The organism is Mesorhizobium sp. B2-7-1 (assembly GCF_006440735.1).
Taxonomy (GTDB): Bacteria; Pseudomonadota; Alphaproteobacteria; order Rhizobiales; family Rhizobiaceae; genus Mesorhizobium.
In genome coordinates this window covers 58,207-81,597 of the sequence record NZ_VFUA01000002.1, presented here as the reverse complement: position 1 = coordinate 81,597, position 23,391 = coordinate 58,207, and the positions used below count along the sequence as shown (strand labels likewise).

26 protein-coding genes are annotated in these 23,391 nt (G+C 61.4%); 6 read left to right on the top strand and 20 right to left on the bottom strand.

Annotated features, from left to right (window positions below):
• Nucleotides 1-281 precede the first annotated feature (281 nt).
• Nucleotides 282-572, top strand: a complete 291-nt coding sequence (locus FJ471_RS01445; protein ID WP_140801402.1) for a hypothetical protein — start codon at nt 282-284, stop codon at nt 570-572.
• The gene (locus tag FJ471_RS01440) at nt 569-949 is read left to right on the top strand and encodes a hypothetical protein (RefSeq protein WP_140801401.1); all 381 of its coding nucleotides are present in this window, start codon (nt 569-571) and stop codon (nt 947-949) included. Before FJ471_RS01445 ends, FJ471_RS01440 begins: the two co-directional genes overlap by 4 nt.
• On the opposite strand, the gene FJ471_RS01435 is transcribed toward FJ471_RS01440, so the two are convergent.
• On the bottom strand, nt 946-1,539 hold the full coding sequence (locus FJ471_RS01435) for an SOS response-associated peptidase (protein WP_140801400.1): 594 nt from the start codon (nt 1,537-1,539) through the stop codon (nt 946-948). The genes FJ471_RS01440 and FJ471_RS01435 overlap by 4 nt on opposite strands.
• Nucleotides 1,540-1,612: 73 nt before the next feature.
• Nucleotides 1,613-2,437 carry a Ku protein gene (locus FJ471_RS01430; protein ID WP_140801399.1) on the bottom strand — a complete coding sequence of 275 codons (825 nt, stop codon included), beginning with the start codon at nt 2,435-2,437 and terminating at the stop codon, nt 1,613-1,615.
• An 82-nt stretch (nt 2,438-2,519) separates the two neighbouring features.
• On the opposite strand from FJ471_RS01430, the gene FJ471_RS01425 reads away from it, so the two are divergent.
• Both FJ471_RS01425 and FJ471_RS01420 read left to right on the top strand, forming a co-directional pair.
• The gene (locus FJ471_RS01425; RefSeq protein ID WP_140801398.1) at nt 2,520-2,768 is read left to right on the top strand and encodes a hypothetical protein; all 249 of its coding nucleotides are present in this window, start codon (nt 2,520-2,522) and stop codon (nt 2,766-2,768) included.
• Nucleotides 2,765-2,956 carry a hypothetical protein gene (locus FJ471_RS01420; RefSeq protein WP_140801397.1) on the top strand — a complete coding sequence of 64 codons (192 nt, stop codon included), beginning with the start codon at nt 2,765-2,767 and terminating at the stop codon, nt 2,954-2,956. Before FJ471_RS01425 ends, FJ471_RS01420 begins: the two co-directional genes overlap by 4 nt.
• 224 nt (nt 2,957-3,180) lie before the next feature.
• Here FJ471_RS01420 and FJ471_RS34650 read toward each other — a convergent pair whose 3' ends face one another.
• Nucleotides 3,181-3,345, bottom strand: a complete 165-nt coding sequence (locus FJ471_RS34650; RefSeq protein WP_181179071.1) for a hypothetical protein — start codon at nt 3,343-3,345, stop codon at nt 3,181-3,183.
• A 44-nt stretch (nt 3,346-3,389) separates the two neighbouring features.
• Nucleotides 3,390-4,439 carry a DUF3991 and toprim domain-containing protein gene (locus tag FJ471_RS01415; protein WP_140801476.1) on the bottom strand — a complete coding sequence of 350 codons (1,050 nt, stop codon included), beginning with the start codon at nt 4,437-4,439 and terminating at the stop codon, nt 3,390-3,392.
• A 345-nt stretch (nt 4,440-4,784) separates the two neighbouring features.
• On the opposite strand from FJ471_RS01415, the gene FJ471_RS35140 reads away from it, so the two are divergent.
• A complete protein-coding gene (locus FJ471_RS35140; protein WP_246684570.1) occupies nt 4,785-5,375 on the top strand; it encodes a hypothetical protein in 591 nt (196 codons plus the stop codon).
• Nucleotides 5,376-5,555: 180 nt separating this feature from the next.
• Nucleotides 5,556-6,020, top strand: a complete 465-nt coding sequence (locus FJ471_RS01400) for a hypothetical protein (protein WP_140801395.1) — start codon at nt 5,556-5,558, stop codon at nt 6,018-6,020.
• A 742-nt stretch (nt 6,021-6,762) separates the two neighbouring features.
• On the opposite strand, the gene FJ471_RS01395 is transcribed toward FJ471_RS01400, so the two are convergent.
• From FJ471_RS01395 to FJ471_RS01320, 16 genes are all read right to left on the bottom strand, one after another.
• A complete protein-coding gene (locus tag FJ471_RS01395; protein ID WP_140801394.1) occupies nt 6,763-7,671 on the bottom strand; it encodes a hypothetical protein in 909 nt (302 codons plus the stop codon).
• 511 nt (nt 7,672-8,182) lie between these two features.
• Entirely contained in the window at nt 8,183-8,467 is a 285-nt protein-coding gene (locus FJ471_RS01390) for a hypothetical protein (RefSeq protein WP_181179069.1), read from the bottom strand.
• A gap of 41 nt (nt 8,468-8,508) precedes the next feature.
• On the bottom strand, nt 8,509-8,688 hold the full coding sequence (locus FJ471_RS01385) for a hypothetical protein (RefSeq protein ID WP_140801392.1): 180 nt from the start codon (nt 8,686-8,688) through the stop codon (nt 8,509-8,511).
• An 8-nt stretch (nt 8,689-8,696) separates the two neighbouring features.
• Nucleotides 8,697-8,900, bottom strand: a complete 204-nt coding sequence (locus FJ471_RS01380) for a hypothetical protein (RefSeq protein ID WP_140801391.1) — start codon at nt 8,898-8,900, stop codon at nt 8,697-8,699.
• Nucleotides 8,901-9,359: 459 nt separating this feature from the next.
• Nucleotides 9,360-11,543, bottom strand: a complete 2,184-nt coding sequence (locus tag FJ471_RS01375; RefSeq protein ID WP_140801390.1) for a VWA domain-containing protein — start codon at nt 11,541-11,543, stop codon at nt 9,360-9,362.
• Nucleotides 11,544-11,614: 71 nt separating this feature from the next.
• Complete coding sequence (locus FJ471_RS01370) at nt 11,615-12,457, bottom strand: CbbQ/NirQ/NorQ/GpvN family protein (protein WP_140801389.1); 843 nt, start codon at nt 12,455-12,457, stop codon at nt 11,615-11,617.
• 88 nt (nt 12,458-12,545) lie between these two features.
• The gene (locus FJ471_RS01365; RefSeq protein ID WP_140801388.1) at nt 12,546-13,583 is read right to left on the bottom strand and encodes an aliphatic amidase; all 1,038 of its coding nucleotides are present in this window, start codon (nt 13,581-13,583) and stop codon (nt 12,546-12,548) included.
• Between the two features lie 34 nt (nt 13,584-13,617).
• Nucleotides 13,618-14,313, bottom strand: a complete 696-nt coding sequence (urtE, locus tag FJ471_RS01360; RefSeq protein WP_140801387.1) for an urea ABC transporter ATP-binding subunit UrtE — start codon at nt 14,311-14,313, stop codon at nt 13,618-13,620.
• Nucleotides 14,306-15,061, bottom strand: coding sequence for an urea ABC transporter ATP-binding protein UrtD (urtD, locus tag FJ471_RS01355; RefSeq protein WP_140801386.1), 756 nt, complete (start codon nt 15,059-15,061; stop codon nt 14,306-14,308). The genes urtE and urtD overlap by 8 nt, the downstream gene beginning before the upstream one ends.
• The gene (urtC, locus tag FJ471_RS01350; protein WP_224668069.1) at nt 15,058-16,185 is read right to left on the bottom strand and encodes an urea ABC transporter permease subunit UrtC; all 1,128 of its coding nucleotides are present in this window, start codon (nt 16,183-16,185) and stop codon (nt 15,058-15,060) included. The genes urtD and urtC overlap by 4 nt, the downstream gene beginning before the upstream one ends.
• 37 nt (nt 16,186-16,222) lie before the next feature.
• The gene (gene urtB, locus FJ471_RS01345) at nt 16,223-17,092 is read right to left on the bottom strand and encodes an urea ABC transporter permease subunit UrtB (protein WP_140801385.1); all 870 of its coding nucleotides are present in this window, start codon (nt 17,090-17,092) and stop codon (nt 16,223-16,225) included.
• 61 nt (nt 17,093-17,153) lie between these two features.
• Nucleotides 17,154-18,401: a transporter substrate-binding domain-containing protein gene (locus tag FJ471_RS01340; protein ID WP_140801384.1), complete on the bottom strand. Its 1,248-nt coding sequence runs from the start codon at nt 18,399-18,401 to the stop codon at nt 17,154-17,156.
• 211 nt (nt 18,402-18,612) lie between these two features.
• The gene (locus tag FJ471_RS01335) at nt 18,613-19,281 is read right to left on the bottom strand and encodes an ANTAR domain-containing protein (RefSeq protein ID WP_140801383.1); all 669 of its coding nucleotides are present in this window, start codon (nt 19,279-19,281) and stop codon (nt 18,613-18,615) included.
• A 25-nt stretch (nt 19,282-19,306) separates the two neighbouring features.
• Complete coding sequence (locus FJ471_RS01330; RefSeq protein ID WP_224668078.1) at nt 19,307-20,467, bottom strand: transporter substrate-binding domain-containing protein; 1,161 nt, start codon at nt 20,465-20,467, stop codon at nt 19,307-19,309.
• Between the two features lie 124 nt (nt 20,468-20,591).
• A complete protein-coding gene (locus FJ471_RS01325) occupies nt 20,592-21,608 on the bottom strand; it encodes an alpha/beta fold hydrolase (protein ID WP_140801382.1) in 1,017 nt (338 codons plus the stop codon).
• Nucleotides 21,609-21,673: 65 nt separating this feature from the next.
• Nucleotides 21,674-22,987 (bottom strand): cytosine permease, encoded by a 1,314-nt coding sequence (locus FJ471_RS01320; RefSeq protein ID WP_140801381.1) that lies wholly within the window; start codon nt 22,985-22,987, stop codon nt 21,674-21,676.
• Nucleotides 22,988-23,391 lie beyond the last annotated feature (404 nt).

Genomic DNA, 23,391 nt, shown 5'->3' with positions numbered 1-23,391 from the left:
GCCGCCGCCGGATTGCAGCCTGCCATCCCGCCTGCGACACGATGAAATCCGGCGACCGCGAGATGGTTTCGACCAGTGTGGACTCCTCCCGGTCCCAGACCTCGACCTTGAAATTGTCCTCTGCTGTTTTGCCCATAGCTCCGCCAGCCGAGCGAGCCGCCCGTGCCATTCATGAGTTCCTGCTGATCCGTCTGAGATAGAGAACAAATTCCTAGCCGGTCAATGGGTCCCTTGACTTTTTTGTTCTCATTTCGTTCACTGTCGGCAATATGCAGGCATCCATGAAGATGACCCTAAACCTAGAAGGCGCTTCGCCCGAAGAAGTGGCTCGCGGTATATCTGCCGCGGAGGCCGTTTTTGCCGAGGCCGGCATCACTGCGGAGGAAGCCGCCGACGGAATGTTCGCCCTCGAAGGATGGGACGGCCAAAGCTTTTCCGAGGACGCAGAGCCTACCGAAGACGACGATGCTGCTGCGGCGGTCTGGATGAAAGCTAACAAGGCTGCCCTTGAGGCCTGTTGTGCGGGCTGGCCAGAAGTGCCGCGCGAGCTGCGGCTTGAATTGCTAGAATGACAAGGCGCAGCCGCAGCATTCCACCGCCGTCGACCATCGATCGCGATATGCCGCACCAGGTCGCGTTGCCAGACGACATCTGCATGGACCGCAATTACACGCTGATTAGGCGGTTTCTTGACGAGCGCAGCATGTCCTGCCGGACAAGAGCGGTGACCGCGATTTGGGAAGACGGCAAGCAGGAACAATGGCGGTTGCACTGCTTCGCCGATCGCGAAGTCGCGGTGGCCTTCTTCGACCACTTCGGCGGCGTCGCTTTCGATCCGAAGCGTGACCGAGAGAACGGACACCCTCGTGGCGTCTGGCGCCGCCAGGGCGCCTACGAGCGAATTCTGGAAATGGGACCACTCAGCGTGCCCGAAGCCCTGCGCGATTAGGACCGCTCTGGCCGCACAGTCTCAACGGATAGCGACCCGGCCGGCAGCGGTCGCAATAGCTCACTCTCTGGTTTCGACAGGTCGAGCCAGGCGTTCCAGTTCTCGGGCTGAAGCACGACCACCTGCCGATTGTGATATGGCTCGACATCCGGCCCGGGATCGGTCGTCAGCATAGTGAAGGTGGGCGGCTTGTTGCCGGCCGCCTCACGCCAGAGTCCAGCGATGGCCAGGAACAGCGATCCATTCAGCGTGAAGCGGTGTTTCGCCTTTGGGTATTTGGTGCCTCTGAATTCGAAGAACGCCGACGCCGGCACGAGGCAACGGTTGCTATCAGCAAAACGGCGGTCCTCCGATCGGAAATTGAATACTGGCCCGCCTTTCGATCCCGAAGGGGGAAAACCGAACGTCATGGAGGCAAGTTCGATCGCCTCCCCGGCAGCGCGCATGATCGGCGCCGGATCATTGATGCGGACATCGTCTGCCTGCGGTAGGTCTAATTCGGTTTGATGGGCCGAGACCTTGAGCGCCAGCGACGCCATCATCCGGCAATATTCAGCCCAAGCGACGTGCTGCTCATAATCGTTGCACATAGAGTTTCCCACGAAAAAGGAACGCGAGCATCCCGGGCAGTCTATCACGGCGACGCCGGCTTTGAGGAACCGGCTAGGCCGATTTTCGCGCAGGCTTTGCCTTTGCCGATCCCTTGATACCCTCCGCGGCAAGGCTCTTCTTCAGCACCGCTGCCAGGTTGACGACATTCTCCTTCGGCTTTGGCGCCGGCTTGGGCGGCTTCTTGCCTTTGCGCTTGGCGTCGATCATAGCGATCAACGCATCCTCGTAGGTGTCTTCAAACTTTGACGGGTCGAACTTCGTGACCTTTTTGTCGATCAGGAGCCCGGCAATTTCGAGCAGATCCTTGTCGTACTTCGGGCTCTTCAGATCGTCGAAAACGCTGCGCTCTGAAACCATCTCGTTATGGGTGCGCAATTCCGTCAGGAGCATTCCTTTGCCGAACGGCTGGATGATAACCTCCCGGCCCCGCTGGTAAAGAACAACGCAGGATCGCGCCGCGACCCGCTTCTTGGCCATGGCTTCACGCAGCACCGAAAACGCCTCGACAGCGGCGCCGTCAGATGGGACGACATAATAGGGCTTTTCGAGATAACGCGTGTCGATATCGTCGATCGAAACGAAGCCTTCCACGTCCAGCGTATGTTGCGACGTGAGCTTCAGCTTCTTGATCTCGTCAGGCTCTATCTCGAGGAAGTCGCCCTTCTCCGCCTCAAAGCCTTTGATCTGGTCCTCCGAGGGAACGACTTCGCCAGTCTCTTCATCGATATAGGCGCTTTTGACTGGCAAGCCGTCTTGGCGATTCAGAATCTTGAAATGGACCTTCCCGGCCTCTGTGGTCGCACCCACCAACTTGACCCCGCAGGCGACCGACCCGACTTTTAGAAAGCCCTTCCAAACCGCGCGTGGCGCCGCCATGTGTTGTTCCTCACCGATCCAATCACATGGAACAGTTGGCGCCGAGCATGGTTCCCGCTCCGACCAATGCTATCAGGCAAGCATGCAGACGAAAGCGATTTACGATTCGGCGGCGGGAACCTTCACGCTCGAGAAAGGCATTTGGCGAGGGACGTTCCCGATTGCCGACTTGCCGAAATGGCTGACGTTCTATCGCCAGCAGATGCAACGGTATCCGGCGCACGCGGCCCAATACGCACCCGACGTGGAGGCGCTTGAAGCACTGACGGCAAGGCTTCGCGACTCTGACCGAAAGGAACAAGCGGCTGCGGCCGAAGTTGAGAGCGGATGAAGAGCTACATGGTCGAGGAGATGGCCGGCGACACGCCGGTCTCCCATTACACTGTCATCGCCGACACACCGTGGCAGGCCGCGACGGTCGGGACCAAGAAGGAGGTCCAGGGTCGCCGTGATGAAGCGCAATGGGTGCGCGTCACCGAGGAAAGCAACCGCGCGGTTTACAAGTACGCCTTCAAATAGGCCTGTGGATAGTAACCGCTCATTCACCATATCAGGGCATCCTAATTGAAGGCGCAAACAGCGCGCCTAATCTACCCGAGCGTCATTTGAGACGCGCCCCCGCCCAAACCTGGCGGCCGACGCTTTCATGTACCGGACCCCAAATCCCCGTATGCGTCGGCCGCTTGCGGCGTCCCCTCCGATGGAGACGGCTTGTGTGCATTCTTTGCACGGAAGTCGCTTCGTTACGTTCCGGCGCAGCGTGCAGGCATCTGATTTTGTGCTGCGCTTTCGAAACCGTGCTGTGAGGTGTGGCTTCCACGCATCTCCCGAACAATATCCACGCCCTCGAACTTCTGCCGGCGATCGGCGACGCCGAAGTAGATCTTGCGGATGGAGGATTGGATCATAGGGACGCTCCTTGGCCTTGAGCGGCCGGAGCGCGGTTCATCCCCTATGGATCACCATCTTCTTCGGCCCTTCTGGACCCTTCCCCCGCGGCCGCCTCTCCGCCCGGGCGGGTCAAGGGCCGGCGCGAGCCGGGCGAAGCTTCACCCTTGAGGCGAACGGCGGGCATGCGGCCCTCGGTTTTCTCCCCCTCTCCTCCTTCCCCAATTCTCGTCTTCAGATCGGCATTCCAGTCATCAGCGACCGGGCGCAGACGCTCGCAACCGCAGCCTGCCGCACCCGCGAGAGCGAGCAGCCGGCCGGCATATATGTCGCCCTGCCTGTTGTTATCCGTTGCCGCAACGAGCCGGACGCTGAGCCGCGCGACAAGCGCGCGGAGCGCCGCATCGGTCGCTGGCGACCAGCCGCCGCCGGTGCTGAGATAGAGCGTGTCGGCGCGAAAGCTCTCGAGCGCAGCAAGGCTCATGGCGTCGATCGCCGCTTCGGTGACGCAAAGGCGAAGCGCACCGGGTCGGCCGAGCCGGAACAGCACCTTGGCGCCGCCGGTGGCAAAGCCCCGCCACTCTGGGCCGCGCTCTTCCCAGCCGGTGAGTGCGCCACCGGCGTCGACATGGGCCGCCCACATCGAGCCATGCGGACCTTCGCACAGGACACTAGCTGCGACCGCAACGCGGATGATGTGTTCGGGCAGATGTCGGGCCTCGGTAAGATAGCACCAGGTTGCCGATCCTCGCCACGGCTTGCGTCGGGCTTGCCAGCGTTCCGAAATGGACAGATCGGGCTCGCGATCGCGGGACTCCCGCTGCCGGACCGGCCCGGATGGCACGAAGCCGACGAGACAGGCGACATCGTTCATGGCTTCGACGAAGGGCACGCCCTCGAGATGTTCGACCAGGCGAAAGACGTCACCCTTGTCGTCGCCAAGCGGGTCGAACCAGCCCTTACCGTCATGGATGACGATGATGATCGCCGCATCGCGGCGATACTTCATCGCCTTGCGGGTGCTCTGCTTGATGTCGAGGGCGAACCCCGCACGTTCCAGCACCGCTGCGCAGGGCACCTTGTCCTTCAGCCTTTCAAGTTCTGCTTTATCCATTTTTCGTTCGCGCACCTTCGCGGCGCCTCCCTTCCATTTCACGCTCGCCCCCTTCGGGCACAAACAGGAGGCCGCGAAGAGCAAGGCGGGCAAGGGCGCGGCATGCAACCCGACGATAGTGACGGCGTGCGCCGCGGCGCAGCTTCCCTTGCCGGGCGCAGCGCGCCAGCGGCACGGCGCTCCACCGTCAGTTCGGTGACGCTCCTCATCCGCGACCCCGATTAGCCTACAAACGCGCCGGACAAAACAGATAGCGCTCTGGCGACCGACGGCCAGACTTCCAGCCGGACAGGGCCCGCGGGTCCAGCGCGGATTCTGGTCGTGGAGGACGATTACCTTATCTCCATGGAGACCGAAAATACTCTGGTGGCTGCCGGTTTCGCCGTCTCGGCCGTAGCGCCCTGCGAAGAGGCTCTGAAAATAGCCGCATCCGGGCACCCGGTTCTGGCCGTCATGGATATCCGCCTTGCCGGACGAATGGACGGCATCGAGACCGCTGTGGAATTGTTTCGGAACCTACGGCCTCCACTCGGTTTTTGCGACCGCGCATTCCGATCAGGCTACCCGCAGCCGGGCCGCGGCAGCGGAGCCCCTCGGCTGGCTGGTGAAGCCCTATGCGTCAACGTCACTGCTTACAGCGGTTCGCAACGCACTTCGACTGTCCCCGGCTGCGCAGGCGTGAGCGACCATCGACGGGCGAGGCTCGGTTTGCCGCCGCTCATCCAATCTATACCATGGCTCATCGTTGCCTTGCGGGCAGCTTCGACGTCATGGACATCAGTCACGCGAAGCGTTGATCGCCTTGCCACGGCCCCCCGGACAGATGTCGATAGCCGGCAATCCGCCATTTGGGCCGATGCTCGTTGCCACTCGCTCCAGGTGAGCGATGCCCACGCGCCCATTCAATGGCTAGTGGCGGCGGGTCAAACGCCATAGTCCGTTTGCACTCGGAAGGCCCACGCGAACTGAAGAATTGGAGGCAGGAGCGGGCACCTTAAATTTTCTCGGCAATGGAACTTCCCCACCGAATGCAGGTTCCCTTGCGTAGAACGACTTAGGCAACTCCGGCCTGTGCGAGTTTGCTGCAGGCAGAGCGCCTCGCAACAGGAGACGGCCATGAAACATCAGACAATTCAAGACCTGAATGGCGTCGCGCAAGTCGAAGCGATCTTCCCGGTCATGCCGCGACGTCAGCGTTTGGAACGTTGGGCAGCGCTTCTCGAGCGAAATCCCGAGCGGTGCCTCGCCGCCTTTCCCGGTACGGAATACATGACCTTTGAAGTGCGCGAGAAAGCCCAATGCCTCGGCTCGCCGCTCAGCGTCGCTTTCGCCGATCCAATCTTATGCGCGCAAGGATTGAAGAACGATACGTATGGCGAAGCCAAGCGCTTCTTCGAGCTAGCGGATTGGCAGTTGCACGCAATTGTTTGTCACTGTCATGTCGGCGGCACAATGAAAGCCGGATGGGCTGCCGTGCAGGTTCGGTCTGCCATCGAAAAGGAAGGGGAGCTTTTCAGAAAATTGCGCGAAGCAATTGCCGGTTGGCCGGTATTCCGCTTTTTCACCCATGTGCGGGAGTAATGGCGCCTAGAGGCGGCCGGCGCCGCCGGACCAGAAAGTCTCCAAGGGAGATTTGGTGTGGGGTGATTCCGGCAAGACCAGCAGCGAGAACACCCTCTGAAGTGCCCCACCGCGGGAGCTATCCAAGTCTTTAGCGCAGGCCGCGCCTCTCTCGATGAGGCGCGGGTATAGAGGGTTAAATGCCAGCAGCGCGCACTGGTTAGCCTTACCCTCAGCGAACTTGTCGAGCGTCTCGCGGAGTACTTGCACGCAGCCTTCATGCCGAGTTGTTCTGCCGATCACGTCCGCGTCGCGCGGGTCATAATAGCGCCCGACCGTCGCGGCCCCGACAGGGCGCGCATCGAGCGCACTTGCCCCGGACAGGCTCGCCGAACTTGTCGAAGGATTTCCCGCGCCGGTCAAACTCCAGACCGACTTTTGAAACGCAGGTGGATCGACGGTGTGGCACGCCGTATCGGGCGGCTGGCGAAGGAAAGGCGCGTTTCTGAAGCGCCGCGGCCGCATCTTAAAGGCGCGATATACGATAGTGAAAGTGGTTGTGAATGTAGTCGTTGAAGTAGCGGCCTTTGACAAATGCGGGCGGAATGCCGCATAGACCTCAGTAGGGCGTCTGGTCACAAACCAGACCGATAGGAGCCGGCCGGATCATACTCGACCTTCTTGATCGAGGTCGTTGGCCCGTTACTCGCGTGCTCACCAAGAAAACATTGTTCCAACACGGAGGTGCCTGTCGATCGACTCCTCATCCCCTAAGAAAAAGCGCTTCCTCTTCGTCTCGCTGTCTCCCGCCGATAGTGGCTGCAACACTCGCTATGAAGGCTCCGATGATCATCGAAAGCGCGCCTATGAGCGCCGAGGTAGCGCTGGCCTTTCGAGCTTTGTCCGCGGCTGCCTTCGCCTTGTTTTTCGCCTCCTCGATACCAGCAAGAACCGTATCAACCCGCTTGGTGGCGTCCGCCTGCGAGAGTCCGGTTCGCGATGCCACGACACGGCCTAGGTAAGCCTTGTCTTCAGCCGATACTTGACCTGAGGCTGCGCTCGCTACCAGAATCCGCGAAACTTCGCCGACCGCCGCATTCTGGGTCTGGTTACCGGCGACCACGGCCGCACCGGAGTCCGTGGGCCTAAATAGCTGGTCCACATAGTAGCCCAGGGTGTCTGTCGCGGGGTTTCCGGCCGCCGCACCCGCCGACGCTCCCATCGCCGCGCCCGACGCGACGGTGGAGGCTGCCTGGACCCCCGCACCAACGATGGAGGACAGCGCGGAACTGAACACGCCAGCCACAAGAAGAGTGGCTAGAGCCCAAGCCAAGAAACCATGGGCAGTGTCACGGAAATAGACCTCATCGGTATGAACACTGACCCATTTCGTGCGCAATCGTCCCGCCAGGTAGCCCCCGACGCCGGACGACAGCCATTGTACGATGACCAGCCATACGCCTGCCGCAACCGCTGTCGCGGTCGGCGAGGGATTTGATCCGCTCCAAGGCGAAATGAAGGAAAGTCCCAGCCCAGCGCCGACCAACATGAGGATGACTGTCAGCGTGGAGACGGCTAGTGCGCCCGCGATTATCGGTCCCCAACTAACCGCTGAGGACGACGCCTCGACCGTTGGGTCAGATCGCGTGTCCGACGATACAAGATCGACCATCACCGGCCCCTCACCGAGCGAAGAGCATGATCAGAATGATAATCGGGATAGGAATTCCCAAAAGCCAGAGCAAGATACCGCGACCCAATGTCGGCCTCCTGAGTAGGATGAGAGACAGATTAACTGCGCTGACTTACTTTCGTTCCCTCATGCGAGGGTTTAAGGTGTTTGGCAGGGACCCACGGACGCCATCCGTCTCTCATGTCGCGGCTCCTGTCGAGTTGCTGGATGCACCTCGAGCGCAGTTCCTACCCGCAACTCGTCCTCCTCCCTCGGCAGGAGACGCGCCGCTCAAGTCAGTCCGAAGTGGAGCGAAATGTTCCGCCAGCAGCCCCATCCGGCAGTCCGGCGTCACGAACCTTTCTGGCGGAGGGTCTGATGCGTCGGGCCGTGCGCTATCTGGAGGGACAAGGCCTGCGTTAGAGTTTGGCTTAAAAATGAGCGCTCGCAATGAACGTTTCTGGGCGCAGCGTGATCTTTTGAACAGTAGCGTTGGTCTGGCGATCGAAATTCAACCAGAGCGCAACACGCCCGGCTCTTCATTGGGCGGGTCGGTTTTTTCGTCCAATGGATCGTCTCCCAGCACATCGGAGAAATTGACGGTCGCGATCAGATAGCCCGCGTCGTCATAGACTTTGACGTGGGAGTCTGAATGGTCGGCACCTGGCGGAAAAGAACTCGCCGCTGCCTTCGCCAATTCAACAGCCTTGGGACTGGCCAGGTCGATACTTGCAAAGTCTTCCTCGATCATGCTGGAGCGGCCACCAGCCACGGTCTCAAAACGAAAATTGGGCATGCAGTTTTACTGGAGTGACCATTCGAGACGCCTTAAGCGGATCATTCGTCTTTCTTGATCGGAAAGGTCGCATCGCCATCCTTCTTTCCCGAGATAACGCGCGGATCGGCGCTTACGACGCCGTCGTTCCTGCCGCCCTTGTGATGCTTCTCGGACTGGGCCTCGGCGTCACGTTCAGGAGCGCGATCCGATTTCGAGCCTGCTTTCGTTCTGTCGGCCAAAGTACTTCCTATTTCTTTGGGGCGGCTGGCTGAGCGGGCTGGACGCCCTGCTGGTCGCCGCCAGTGCTCGTTTCCGCAGTTGGATCCCTTTCGACCTGCGGATTCTTATCCGGCGGCTGGTTGCTGACCGAATTCGTCTTCGAGCCATCGACGCCGTTATCGCTGCATCCTGCGATGAGACCCGCGACCACCAACAAAGCCAATCGTTTCATGAAGCCATCCCTTTAGCGCTGAACTGCCGGCGCTCAAGAATGTTCCGAGGCCGCCGCTTGATGGCATCGGGCCGCAACTTGTCGAAGGTCTCCGCCCCGATCACAAAGAAGGTAAAAAGCTACGGCTCCTCCGGGCTCCGCGAGCTATTTTCGCGCGGAGTCGAGGAAGACCAGCCCTTGACGCGGGCCGCAACTGCGACCTAACTCAGCCATAGCAGCGAAGCCGGAATAGGCAGCTCGGCGAGTGCGGGGAAAGGCCGTAGCGTTCTCCCGCGTCGGCCACCTGATCCAACTCGGCCAAAATGCCCTTACGCCAGTCATTCAGCGTTGTTGATTGCGATCCCGGCACGGCTGGGTCGCCATGGATACGCCCGTTCTCAATGCCACCGCTATCCAAGAGTTCTTTTGTCGGAACAGTGAGAGCAAGCAGACAGTCGACGCTCTGTGACCAACCCGCACTCACTTCCCGAGTGTCAGATAGAGTTTGGGCAACAGCTCCGTTAGTCGCTCGACCGTGGCGATGCTGATGGCATTTTTCTGGCCGAAGATGCGTTCGAGAGAGGCCTCCGCGCTGGAATCGAGGCCGACGCAGAATGTATTCATTCCCGACCGGCTGAGACCTTGCACGGCCTTGCGCGCGTCTTCGACCAGATAGCGGCGATCATCGGCATCAATGTCCGATGGTTCGCCATCGGTAACGACCAGCAGCAAGCGCCTGTAGCTGCGTTGGCCGGCAAGGTCGGCGGCGGCGTGGCGTATGGCTGCGCCGAGGCGGGTCGAGAAGCCGCTTTGCAGGCCCGCCAGCCGTGCCTCGACCAATCCATCGTATGGCTGGCTGAAATTCTTGATCCTGATATAGCGCACATCCTCGCGGCGGTCCGAGCAGAATGCTGCAATTGCAAAGGGATCGCCGAGGCCGGACATGGCTTGCGACAGAAGCGCGGCGGCTTGGCACTCGACCTCCAGCACAGTCTGCTTGCCGTCGCGAACGCGTTCGCTGGTGGACTGCGAAATATCCAGCAGAAGCAATACGGACAGGTCTCGGCTGCGGCGCTCATAGCGGCCATGGATGCGCGGGCTCGGTGACTCGCCGATGCGCCGTGCAATGGCCGCGTCGATACAGGCATCGATGTCGAGGAACTCGCCTTCCGATTGTCGCCGCAGGCGTTCGGCGCGGCTGACACGAGCCGAACGGATCAGCGCCGTCAGCCTGCTGGCCAGATCGGCACGCTGTTCGCGCAGCCGGAGAATCCGCTCGGCGGGAGCGCCGGCATTGGCCTGATATTCCTTCACCGAAGTCCAATCCGGCTGGTCGCGGCCGGTGACATAGTCGAATTCGGGATAGCGTGCCACCAGCACGCCATCGAACGGCAGGTCCTCCACCTCGAACCGGCCGATATCGCCATCCGGATTGCTCTCGGGTTCGGCGCGGTCGGGACGTTCGTCATTGTCCTCTTGCCGTAGACGCGCGGCGGACAGGACGTGCTCGGCCTCCTCGGCCGGTTGGTCGTCATCGCCGAAATCCCACAGGCCAAGATTGTCGTCGCGGTAAGGCGGCTGCACGACATAGTTCTTGGCATCGAACTGCACCCGCATCTGGCCGAGATCGTTGCCGAGGAGATTCCCTATCCGGCGGCTGAGTTGCTGATCGTGCCAATCGTCTCTGGAAGCGAAAAATGCGTCACGGCCTTTGGCGACCCAAGGGTTGGGGTCTTCGAAGGCGGGATCGGCAAGCGCGCGGGCAAGCCGCGCGAACAGCGCCGGGGCGGTGGCGGCCGTGGTCACCGTGTGAAACGGCAGGAACAACCGCGCCAGTCCAGGCAATTCTTGCAAGGCCAACTGCTCGACGCGAGCATCCTCGATCAGTGAAACCAGCGCGATCTGCGCCGGCTTGAGGCCGCCGACAGGGAAGCGCTCTCGCGTGAGGCGCAGATGCGCGGCCAGATGGGCGACCGCCGCACGGTAGAGGCGTTCGCTGTCAGCGGGCTGGAAGCCGGGGAAGGATGAGGGCAAGCGCACCACATTGCCGTCGAAGCCGGCCCGGCGTCGCGCCTGCTCGGGGGCGTTGGCCGGCGTCTCGCGCAGCGGCGGCGTGTCGCCCCACAGCGCGGTGAGGAATGGCTTCAGGCGTGACTCCATATCGGCAAAGCCTATCTGCCCGCTGGTCCGTTGCAGCCATAGAAGTGCTGCGGCATCTTCCAGCTTGAAGAAGCGCAGCCGCCTCTGCGGATCGCCTTCGGCTGTCCTGATGCCGATGCGCACCCATGATTCCAGTCCGTCGAGCTCGGCCTGCCCCAAAAGCCACGGCATCTGGCCAAGCACCAGCGGCACCGATTCCGCTGCGCTGGTGCTGATATATTCGATGAGGCGCAGCCAGCGGGGGAACTGGTCTTTTCCCGCACTCCGAATGACAGCGATTGCCTGCTCGGGCAGCAGGCAAGCCGCAGTCCGTCCGGATCGAATGGCGAGCCTCGAGACGAGGTCGGCCAGATCTATGGCCACTGGCGGCGAGACAAGCCTCGATATCTCGGGCGAGTAACGCATGTAAGCGTCGGAAACCGCCTCGCCATAGCCAGCGCCGGACAAACGGCGGCATGCGCGAATCCATGCCGGATGGAAGTCGCCGGGGAAGGCGTCACGCACTTGCAGGTTCGGTGCCTCCTCATGGGTCGCATCGCGCCTGGCCGGCGCCGGCGCTCGCTCCGTCACGGTCGTCAGATACAAGCCGCGATGGCGGACTTCAGCGCGTCGCGCATGTCGGGATCGTCGGTGAGCGGCAACACCAGGGCGACCTCGCAAGCCTGTTCGATGGAGATGCCCTGACGGGCGAGCAGGCCGGCATTGATCAGCATCCGGGTGGAAGCGCCCTCCTCCAGTCCATGCCCCTTCAGGTTGCGCGCGCGATGCGCAATGCGCACCAACGTCGTGGCCAACTGGCGGTCGACCCCCGACTCGGTCGCAACAATCTCGGTCTCGACCGCTTCGTCCGGATAGGTGAAGGCGATGGCCGCAAAACGCTGCTTGGTCGATTCCTTCAGGTCCTTGAGCACGCTCTGGTAGCCGGGATTGTAGGAGATGACGAGCTGGAAGTCGGGATGCGCCTTCAGCACCTCGTTTTTCTTTTCCAGCGACAGGATGCGGCGATCGTCGGTCAGCGAATGGATGACGACGGTGGTGTCCTGGCGTGCCTCGACGATCTCATCGAGATAGCAGATGGCGCCTGCCCGCACGGCCAGAGTCAGCGGACCGTCGTGCCAGACCGTGCCGTCCGCGTCGAGCAGATAACGCCCCACGAGATCGGACGCGGTCATGTCCTCATGGCATGAAACGGTGATTAGCGGCCGTCCGAGCCGCCACGCCATATGCTCGACGAAACGTGTCTTGCCGCAACCTGTCGGGCCCTTCAGCATCACCGGCATGCGGGAGGCAAAGGCCGCTTCGAACAGCGCAACTTCATTGCCCACAGGTCGGAAAAAAGGCTCGGCGGCGATGCGAAAGTCGTTCAGTGCATCGTCCTTGGCCTCACGCACCGCCGCAGGGCCAGTCCCATGGTCCATTTCAATCTCCAGATGCGACATCATACGGCTTTAAAAATGGCGCGCCGCAGCCCCTCGCAGGCCGCGGCGCTTGGGAGGAGCCATCCCTCTAGCGATGGGCTGCCACCTTGTTGGGAATGCCTTCGATCGGGCTTTCGGGCGTGCCGACAGTCTGTCGGGTTATCGCCTCGACCTTCTCGCGCGTGCCTTCCGGATCGGTGATCCACTGCCTGTAGAAATTGAACGGGCAAACGGCATGTCCGCGCGTGTCGTCGCCGGAATTTATCAGGCCGGTATAGCCACGATGCAGCAGCTTGAAGATGTGATTCTGCGACTGCATGTTCTTGCGCGCATCGCGCAGCAGCGAGGTCGACAGCTGCGCATACTGGATGCCCATCTCCTCGGTGCCGCATTCGCCCAGCGTGCGCCCGTCGAAACCGATGATCGCCGAGTGGCCGAAATAGGAATAGACGCCGTCGAAGCCGGCCGCGTTGGCGACGGCGACATAAACGTTGTTGGCCCAGGCCATCGACTTCGAAATCTGGATCTGCTGTTCCTTGGCGGGATACATGTAGCCCTGGCAGCGAACGATCAGCTCGGCCCCGCGCATGGCGCAGTCGCGCCATATCTCTGGATAGTTGCCATCGTCGCAAATGATCAGGCTGATCTTCATGCCCTTGGGGCCGTCGGAGACATAGGTGCAGTCGCCGGGATACCAGCCCTCGATCGGCACCCAGGGCATGATCTTGCGATATTTCTGCACGATCTCGCCCTTGTCGTTCATCAGGATCAGCGTGTTGTAGGGCGCCTTGTTGGGGTGCTCTTCATGTCGCTCGCCGGTGATCGAGAAGACGCCCCAGACGCGGGCTTTCTTGCAGGCCTCGGCGAATATCCGGGTCTCATCGCCGGGGATGGATGAGGCCGTCTCGTACATCTCCTTCTGATCGTACATGATGCCGTGGGTCGAGTATTCGGGGAAGATCACGAGATCCATGCCGGGCAGACCGGTCTTCATCCCTTCCACCATCTTGGCGATGTTGCGGGCGTTGGCCAGCACCTCCTCGCGCGTATGCAGGCGTGGCATCTTGTAGTTGACGACGGCAACGCCAACCGTGTCGTTGCTGCTCGAAATATCGCCGTGATACATTTGCTGTTTCCTCCTCGGGTTTGCCGGTGTCCGTCTAGACAACCAGATGCTGGTGGATCATGTCGTCGCTGAGCTCACCGATCGGGCCGCCGACCGCTACGCTGCCGCGGTTGAGAATGGCGAAGTGCCGCGAGGCGCGGCGCGCGAAGGCGATGTTCTGTTCGACCAGGACTATCGTCAGGCCCTGCTTGCGGTTGAGATCGATCAGCACATTCTCGATCTGCTCGACGATGTTGGGCTGGATGCCTTCGGTCGGCTCGTCAAGCAGCATGACCTTGGGCTCAGACAGCAGCGCGCGCGCAATGGCGAGTTGCTGTTGCTGGCCGCCGGAAAGATTGCCGCCGCGCCGGCCGAGGAATTCCTTGAGGATGGGGAAGAGCTCCAGCACCCATTCGGCGATGCGCCCGCCGCCGTCCTTGGCGGCGAATGTGCCGACCATGAGGTTCTCGCGCACCGTGAAGGCGGGCAGAATGCCCCGGCCCTGCGGAACGTAGCCGACGCCGGCCAGAGCGCGCTTGTGGGTCGGCTGATCGACCAGTTCCTCGCCGTCGAGCCGGATCGAGCCGGTGGTGCGGCTCATCAGCCCGAGGATGGTGCGCAACAGCGTGGTCTTGCCGACGCCATTGCGGCCAAGCACGGAGAAGAAGTCGCCGGCCTCGACGTTCAGCGACACGGATTGAAGGGCGCGGCTGCGGCCATAGAAGCCATCGACATTGGCAAGCTCAAGCATGGCCGATCCCTCCCGAGCCGAGATAGGCGTCGCGCACCGCCTGGTTGGCCTCGATCTCGCCGATCGTTCCTTCGGCCAGCAACTTGCCCTGGTGCATCACGGAAATGGTCTCAGCGATATCGCGCACGAAACCCATGTCGTGTTCGACGACGATCAGCGTGTGTTTGCCGCGCAAGCCGCAGAACAGTTCGGCGGTTTTCTTCGTCTCCTGCTGGGTCATGCCGGCGGTCGGCTCGTCTATCAGGATAAGCAGAGGATTTTGTGCGAGGATCAGCGCGATCTCCAGCCACTGGGTCTGGCCATGTGACAGATGCGCGGCAGGCGTCTTGAGATCGTTTTCGAGGCCGACCAGCTCCGCCAGCCTTTCGATTTCCACCTTGTCATCGCCCTGCCCGAAGCTGAGCAGGTTGGACAGCACGCCGGGGCGAGCCGAGCGGCCTATATGCAAATTGTCCCAGACGCTGAGGTCGCGAAATACGCTCGGCACCTGAAACTTGCGACCGATGCCGGCCCTCGCAATGGCGTGCTCGCTCAGGCGATGAATGGGTTTGTCCTGAAAGCGCACCGCACCCGACGCAAGCCGCGTCTTGCCGCAGATCAGGTCGAGCGCCGTCGTCTTGCCGGCGCCGTTCGGCCCGATAAGACAGCGCAATTCGCCTTGGCCGACGCTGAGCGTGAGATCGGAGACGGCAACGAATCCGCTGAAGGAAACTCGTGCCTGATCGATGACGAGCTGGGGGCTGCTCATGACAGGCGCTCCAGGCGGGGAGCCTCGCCGACGGTGTCGGCCCGTCGCGACTGCCGTCGGGCAAGTGTGCGCCTGCGCTCAAAACGCCCGGCGATCGTCTCGACCGCGCCGGCAATACCCTTCGGCAGGAATAGCACGACGAGCACGAAGAGCAGGCCCATGATCAGCGTCCAGCTGTCGAGAAAGGTTTCCGATTCCGAAAGCGCACCTTGCATGCCGGTCACGATCAGCGCGCCGAGCATGGCGCCGAGCAGGCTCTGGCGGCCGCCGACAGCCACCCAGATCACCACCGAAAGTGAGATCGGCACGCCGAGGAAAGTCGGCGAGGCGAACTCCATGACGATCGTGTAGAGCATGCCGGCAACACCGGCGATTGCGCCCGAAACCGAGAAGACGAAGATCTTGTAGAGCGCGACGTCATAGCCGAAAAAGCGCACCCGATCCTCTTCGTCGCGTATTGCCTGGACGATGAGGCCGGCCTTGCTCTTGGTGATCGCGAAGGCAATGAACAACGACGCCGTCAGGCAGATAGCGACCAGATAGTAGATGGCCGGCCCATAGGCATCGAAGGCAAAGCCGGCGACGTCGAACTGCGCGAGATCGGTGATGCCATTGAAGCCGCCTGTATAAGCCTGCTGATCGATGATCAGAAGCTGTACCACCACCATCGCTGCCAGGGTGGTGATCGCGGCGTAGACGCCGGTGACCCGGCCGCGAAACATGAACCAGCCAAGCAGCGCGGCAAACAGTGCCGGTATCAGGATGCCGGCCGCGACGCCGACGCTCATCGAATAGAACGGCTTCCAGAACCAGGGCAGCTCGGTGACATTGTTCCAGACCATGAAGTCCGGCAGGCCGTCAGAACCAGTATGGACGGGAATGGTCTTCAGTTTGAGCGCCATGGCCATGCAATAGGACCCGAGCCCGAAGGTGGTGGCCTGGCCGAGGTTGAGGATGCCGGCATAGCCCCAGGACAGGCTGAGTGCGACGGCCAGCATGCCGAGCACGAGATAGCGGGCATATTTGTTGAGCAGGAACGCGTCGTCGAGAAACACCGGCACCAGCAGTATTGCCAGGCACACCACTGCATAGATCGCCATCTCGGTTTTTGTCTTGCCGGACACTTTTGCTGTTTCCCTGGATTGAATGTCTTGAGCGGCCTTAGGTCCGCGCATGGGCCGTGAAGAGCCCCTGCGGCCGGAACCGGATGAGTGCGACGATGGCGACCAAGACCAATGCCTTGGCGATGGTGTCGTTGGAGTAGAAGGCGAGGTAGCCGGACAGCTCGCCCAGGATGCCGGAACTCGCGAGCGTCCCCATCAGGCTTTGCGTGCCGCCGAGCACAACGACCATGAAGGCGTCGACGACATAGGTGGTGCCCATTTCCGGCGAGACGCTTTTCAACGGCGAGACGAGCGCACCGGCAAGACCGGCCATGCCGGCGCCGTAAGCAAAGGTCAGGCGATAGATGCGGCTGGTGTTGATGCCGAAGCTGGAGGCGACCGCGCGGTTCTGGGTGATGGCGCGGAGCTTCAATCCGAAATTCGTGTAGCGATAGATCACCCATGTCACGCCAAAGAGGGCGAGCGCGACGAACAGGATGAACAGGCGATAGGCCGAGTCCGTCGCGCCCAGGATCGTCACGCTCTTCGACAGCGACTCCGGCATCTGCACGTAGCGAAGCTCGCCGCCGACAACGAGGCGCACGGCTTGCTGCGCCATGACGCCTATGCCCCAGGTGGCAAGGATCGTGTCGAGAAGACGACCGTAGAGGCGGCTGATGACCAGCACCTCGACCAGCCATCCGACGGCTGCCATGATGAGGAAGATCGGCACCAGGCTCGCAAGCAGGCCCATGCCGAACTCCGCCTGGAGCGCCCAGGCGACATAGGCTCCGAGCATGACGAACTCGCCATGCGCCAGGTTGATGACGCCGGTGACGCCATAGATGATGGCGAGGCCAAGCGCGACCAGCATCAAGATCGATGCAATACTGAGGCCGGTCATGAGCTGCGATACGACGATGTCCATGGCATGCCTTCCGAGGAGCTGGCGGCGCTGGAGGCAGCGCCGCCGGTTTCGTCTCGCGGTCTCAGATTTGCTTGAGGCCTTCGGCCGTGCACCGTTGGTTCGGGTAGGCTTTGTAGGGCACCGGCTCCAGCCAATCGTCGGTCTGCTTGAGTATCTTGAACTGGCCGTCGGCTTGGCACTGGCCGATCTTCGGCCATAGCCAGGTGTGGAGGTTCTCCGGCTCGATGCGCACCTTGCCTTGCGGCGCCACCATCTCCTGGCCCTTCACCGCCTCGCGGATGGCGTTGGGTGTGATGTCGCTGCCTGCGAGCTTTTCAACCGCCTGCTTGAACAGATGGACCTGGAAGTAAGACGGCTCGGACACGAAGTGGGTGACCTTGTCGCCACCCCAGCGCTTCTTGTAGGCGTCGACGAATTTGTGGTTCTCCGGCGAATCCCAGACCATGAAGTAAGGCGCCGAGGTGAAGTGCCCGGCCGCCGCCTCGCCGCCCATCGCCGCGACCTCGTTCTCCGAGGTGGTGAGGCTTGCCATCGGCATCGTCGCGGGATCGAGACCGGCCGCGTGGTACTGCCGGTGCAGCGCCACGACGGAGTCGCCGACGACGGTCGAGAAGATGACGTTGGGCTTCTCCGCCTTCAGCTTGTTGATGACGGACGAGAATTCGGAATGGCCGAGCGGGACGTATTCCTCGGCCACCACTTCGGCGCCGAGTTCGGCCAGCATCTTCTTGCAGTAGTTGTTTTCTTCCTTGGGATAGATGTAGTTCGAGCCGATCAGGTACCAGCGCTTGCCGAAATTCTTGACCAGCCAGGGCACGAAATCATCCTGCTGCTGATTGGGCACGGCGCCGGTATAGATGACGTTCTTGGAGCACTCGCGCCCCTCATAGAGGGTCGGATACCAATAAAGATTATTCTGCTTCTCGAACACCGGCAGCACCGCCTTGCGGCTGGCAGAGGTGTAGGAGCCGAACACCGAGACGCATTTGTCGGACAGCACCAGCTTGCGCGCCTTTTCGGCGAAGGTGGCCGGGTCCGACGCCGGGTCTTCCACCACGGGTATGATCTGCATGCCGTTGATGCCGCCGGCGGCATTGATCTCCTCGATGGCCATGATCGTGGCCTTGTTCAGCGATTCCTCGATGATGGCCGTAGTGCCGGTCAGCGAGAAGAGGACGCCGACCTTGATCTGGCCATCGGCGGCTCGCGCAAGCGAGGCATTCTTGCTCCAGATATGCGGGAACCCGACGAGCGATACCGTGCCGAGCGCTGCGGTGGCCTTCAGAAAACTGCGACGGTCTTTATTCACCTTTTTCTCCCCTGAAAACGCAAAAGGCCCCGAAGCGAACTGCGCAAAGCAGATCGTTTCGAGGCCCTGTTGCCATTGATGTCTACGGCGCTATGCCGCTCGCGAACCCTGTCGTTCGCAACAAAAAACCCCACGCCTCGCTTCCGCGAATGCCGTGAGGTTCCATTACCCGTATTTCGTGAGCGGCACCGTTGCCGCCAATTCGAAAACGCTAACTGAGAAGGTCGTGCGAGTCAACAATGGCGTTGGCGACGGCGCCGATCGTCACACGCCGCTCCATCGCCTGCCGGCGCAGATGGTTGTAGGCCTCCTCCTCGGTGATGTTCTTCACCCGCATCAGAAGCGATTTTGCGCGCTCGACGCTGCGCATGGTGCGCAGGCTCTCATCCAGCTTGTCGATGCGCCCTCGCAGACGACGCTCGTAGAGGAAGTGGCTGCGCGCCAGTGACAGCACTGCCTGCACGGTTCGCGCGGTCGTGGGATAGTGGAGCACGCCGTGGGCCGCGCAATTGTGCAGAAGCTTCAGATCGAGCGGACCCTCGCTGCGATCGACGACAACCAAGGCAGCGCCTGGCTCTCCCGGAATCCAGGGCAGCCGCTGCGGCAGATCGGGAGAAAGAGCGCAGAAGACGACGTCGTAGTGAACAGATATTTGCGGCGGCATCGGCCATTCATGATGGATTTCGCAGCGCAGCCTTTGCAATTCGCGCAACAGGCGTTCGCCATCGTCATCGCGTTCGACGATAACGGCGACCTTGAGGTGCCACAGAGACTTGGCGGCAGAAGCGGAGGCGGCCTGGGCGAAGTGTCCCGCATCCTTTCGCGTGGTTCCCGCCTGCCCGGCCTTGTCACGATTTCTCATATCGACGGTCTCTTGCACGATTGTCCTCCCTTGTTGCCGTCGGTCAGGTCAGTTCCAGAGATTGCTGGCGAAGGCTGCGCCCGTACCCAAGCAGATACGGATCTGACCGGACGCAACTCTGCGATTCGTAGACGAGGTCGAACTGACCCTGCCTGTTGGCGCGGCCGATGCGGGTCCACAGATCCGCATGACCCCAGGTCGAGTTGATGACGACATCGCCTTGCGGCGCCTCAAATTCCGACCCCATCACCGAGGCGCGCAGGATTTCGGTGTCCATCGAGCCGGTCTGCTCGAGGGTCTTGGCGAAGACGTTGACCTGGAAGTATGAGGCCTCCAGGCACATGTTGGTCGGCTCGTCCTCGCCATAGCGCTTCTTGTAGCGCCGCACGAAGCTGGAATTGCATTCATTGCCTACGCCTTGGAAGTAGGGCGCGGCGGTGACGTGGCCTTCGCCCACATCATGGCCCATGGCGCGGATCTCGGCCTCGGTCGTGGTCAGGCTGGCGATCGGCATAACCTTTGGATTGATGCCGAGCTCGGCATAGGCCTGGTAGAGATAGACCGTGCCGTCGCCGACGACGGTCGAGAAGATCACATCGGGCTGGGCGCGTTTCACGTCGCGCATGACCGGCAGGAACTCGGCGCGCTTGGCGCCCATGCTGACATAGGATTCGCCCGCGATGCTGCCGCCGCTGTTGCGGATCAGCTCGCGCATGATCCGGTTGGATTCTCGCGGGTAGATGTAGTCGGAGCCGATGAAGTAGAAGCGCGTGCCATAAGTCTGCATCAGTACCCGACACAGTTCGACACTGTTCTGGTTGGGCGTCGCGCCGGTGTAGATGACGTTGGGCGAGAATTCGAAACCCTCATAGAGGGTCGGATACCACAACAGTCCGTTGAGCCGTTCCACCACCGGCAGAACCGCCTTGCGGCTGCTCGACGTATAACAGCCGAAGATCGTGCTGACGCCGTCCTCGACCATCAGCTTCTTGGCGTAGCGCCCAAAGGCGCTCGCCTCCGAAGCCGGGTCGTAGCAGATCGGCTCGATCGGTCTGCCGTTGACGCCGCCGGCGTCGTTTATCTCTTCGATCGCCGTCAGCGTGCCGCGCAATTGCGTTTCCTCGATCAGAGCCATGAAGCCCGAGCGGGAAAAGAGGACGCCGACGCGCCAAGGTTCGGAGGTATTGCTCGATCCGGTCAATATACACTCCCAAAGTTCCCCGACCGCATTTCTTGTCGTTGGACCGTGGCCACCGTTCATCCTGCGTGCAGCCACGGCGGAGGTCAACCGAGCAGTGACCGTGGCCAACTGCAAGCAGTGACCGTGATCAGTTGGCCAGCAATTCTTTCAATTTCCCATCGAGGAACTTGATGTCCTGCGGACTCGTGCCCGGGCCGCCGGCAAAGTGCCCCCAGACGGACTCGATCGGCACAAAGCTGGCATTGGGCATGTTGGCGACTTCGATCTCGCTGTCCTCGGGCGGGAAATAGAGGTCGGTCCGGCTTGGCATGACATAGGCTTTGGGCCTGATGGCCCCGAGCGCCTTCTTGAAATCGCCCTTGTAGATTTCGTTGTCGGAGATATCGCCGTTCTGCCAGGTCCACAGCATCGCGAGCAGATTGTTGGCGTCGCGGGCCAGGAAGTGCCCTTCCCAGAACGCCACCAGGAAATCCTCCAAATTCGAATAGCCGAGGTCTTTGAGGTCCAATTCCTGGCGATAGAATGCCTGCGAAAAGCCCCAGCCGGCATAGACGCGTCCGGCAGCGCGCAGGCCGCGCGTGGGGCGGTTCTCGTACCAGCCTTCCGCCCAGGTGCCATCGGCGGTGAGCGCCGCCTTGACGCCTTCGAGGAAGACGAAATTATGCCGCGAACATTTGGCCGAGGCGCAGAACGGAGCGATGAGGTCGACCATGTCAGGGTAGAGCGCGCCCCATTGAAAGGACTGCAGGCCGCCCATGGACCAGCCGACCACCAGCCTGATCTTCTCGATGCCGAACTTCTCCGTCACCAGCCGGTGCTGCGCGCGCACATTGTCGTAGATGGTGATCTTGGGAAAGCGCGGTCCGTTATACGGTTCCGGCGTGTTGCTTGGCGAGGACGAAAGCCCGTTGCCGAACATGTTCGGGATGATGATGAAATATTTGTCGGGATCGAGCGCCATACCTTTGCCGATCAGCCATTCATTGTCCTGTTGCTGGCCCGAATACCAGGTCGGATAGACGATGACGTTGTCCTTGTTGGCATTGAGCCTGCCGAAGGTCTTGTAAGCGAGTTTTGCGCCACGCAACGTGACGCCGCTCTGGAACGTGAAGCTGCCGAGATCGAAGATTTCATAGTCTGCCATATGGGTTCATCCTTTGGTTGAATGGGAAGACGGGACCAGCAAGCTGGCCCCGTCCTGTTCGTATGTCAGGCCGTGGCTCGTGCTGTTTGCGGCTGCCGGCCAATGACGGCATAGGCGATGCCGCCGGCCAGCATGGCGCTGATGGCCGTCGAGAAATGCGGTGCATAGAACTCGACAATCAGCGCGACCGCCGATCCGATGGCCCAGGCGATGAAGGCCGTTGGCCGCCAGTCTTCGCTGATCTCCGCGTTCTTGCGATAGAGATACTGGTCGACCAGAACGATGGCGCCGATGGGCGGCACCAGCACGCCGAGCAGCGACAGCCATTCGATGAAGAAAGCCCAGACATTGCCGGCGGCAATAACGATGCCGATTATGCCGAGCACCACCGCCATGACGCGCATGCGCGTATGCAGTATGCGCGACCAGCCGGTTGCCGAATTGTAGAGGCAGTGCGCGCAAACCGAGCCGAGATTGCAGTAGAGGAACAAGAAGGCGAGCACGCTGAGCCAGCCGATCTGCCTGCCGTTGATATAGCCGAACATGTTGTCGGCGCCGAACGGGTTGGCGTTCGGCACGGCCAGCGCCGCGGTCATCACGCCGCCGATCAGCATCGCCAGAATGTTGGCGAACGGAAACGCCGAGAAGGTCGCGATGATGGAGCTGCGTGAATCCTTAGCCCAACGGTTGAAGTCGGCGGAGACGGTGCCGGCGTCGATGAACAGCGCGATCACCACGGTGAGGCCAACGCCCATCGTCATGGTCGCCGCGCCGTTGTTGCCGGGATAGTCGAAGACCGCATTCCATCCGGAGGTGGCAGCGGAATCGAGCGCGACCCAGCCGCCAAGGATTACAAACAGCGGCACCGACACCAGGCCGATGAGATGCAGGCCCCGCACGCCGATAAAGGTGATGCCGATGTAAAGCAGACCGGCAACTGTGGTCATGGCGATATAGTTCAGCCCATAGGTCGAGTTGATGAGGGCGCCGGTGATGCCGGTTTGAACGGCATACCATCCGAGCAGCAGCGTCGACAGCAGGCCGGAAGCGAAGACGTAGCCCTTCTTGCCGAAGACGATGGAGGCGAGAAGAGCGAAGTTCATGCCGCGCCGTGTTCCCAGCACGCCGAGAGCGCCGACATAGGCGAACATGATGAGGTTGCCGATCACCATGGCCCAGAGGGCATTGCGGAAGCCCATGCCGAGCACGAGGATGGATCCGGTCATGGCACCGGTGATGATCATCGGGAAACCGATCCAGACGGTCGTCACAGAGAAAGTGCTTCGTCTGGCCGAAGCGGGAACGGGTTCGTGCTCGTATTCTTCGCCGAGGACGTGGTCGACTTCATCGAGCTTGTCGATGTCCGAGGTTTTCGTCATTGCACCCTCCTGGGTCAATCGCGTTGCGTGGAGGCCCGTCGTCGCGATGAGACGCCCTTGTCCGTCCCCGCGTTTCCTCGGGTGAGTGCCTTTGGCCGTGAATTGGTTGGATATGGATCGCAGTGGGCTGATGCCTTCTTCCGCGCCTCTCCCCGCTTTCCCGGCCAACCGGCGCCTGTTCCCCTTGGCTTCTCGGTCGGTATCGCACAAACGACAAAGGCCTCCCAATGGCTCCTGAAGCGGAGTCAAAGGGAGGCCCTTTTGCCTTGATATCTATATGGTGGCCTCGTTGCCACCTACCTGCTTAACAGGCGAATTAGACGCTACAGGCAAGGTGGTTTAGTGTCAAACACTATGTCATCATGCATTGAAGCCGAAAGCTCGCGGCCCACCCAACGGCCGGC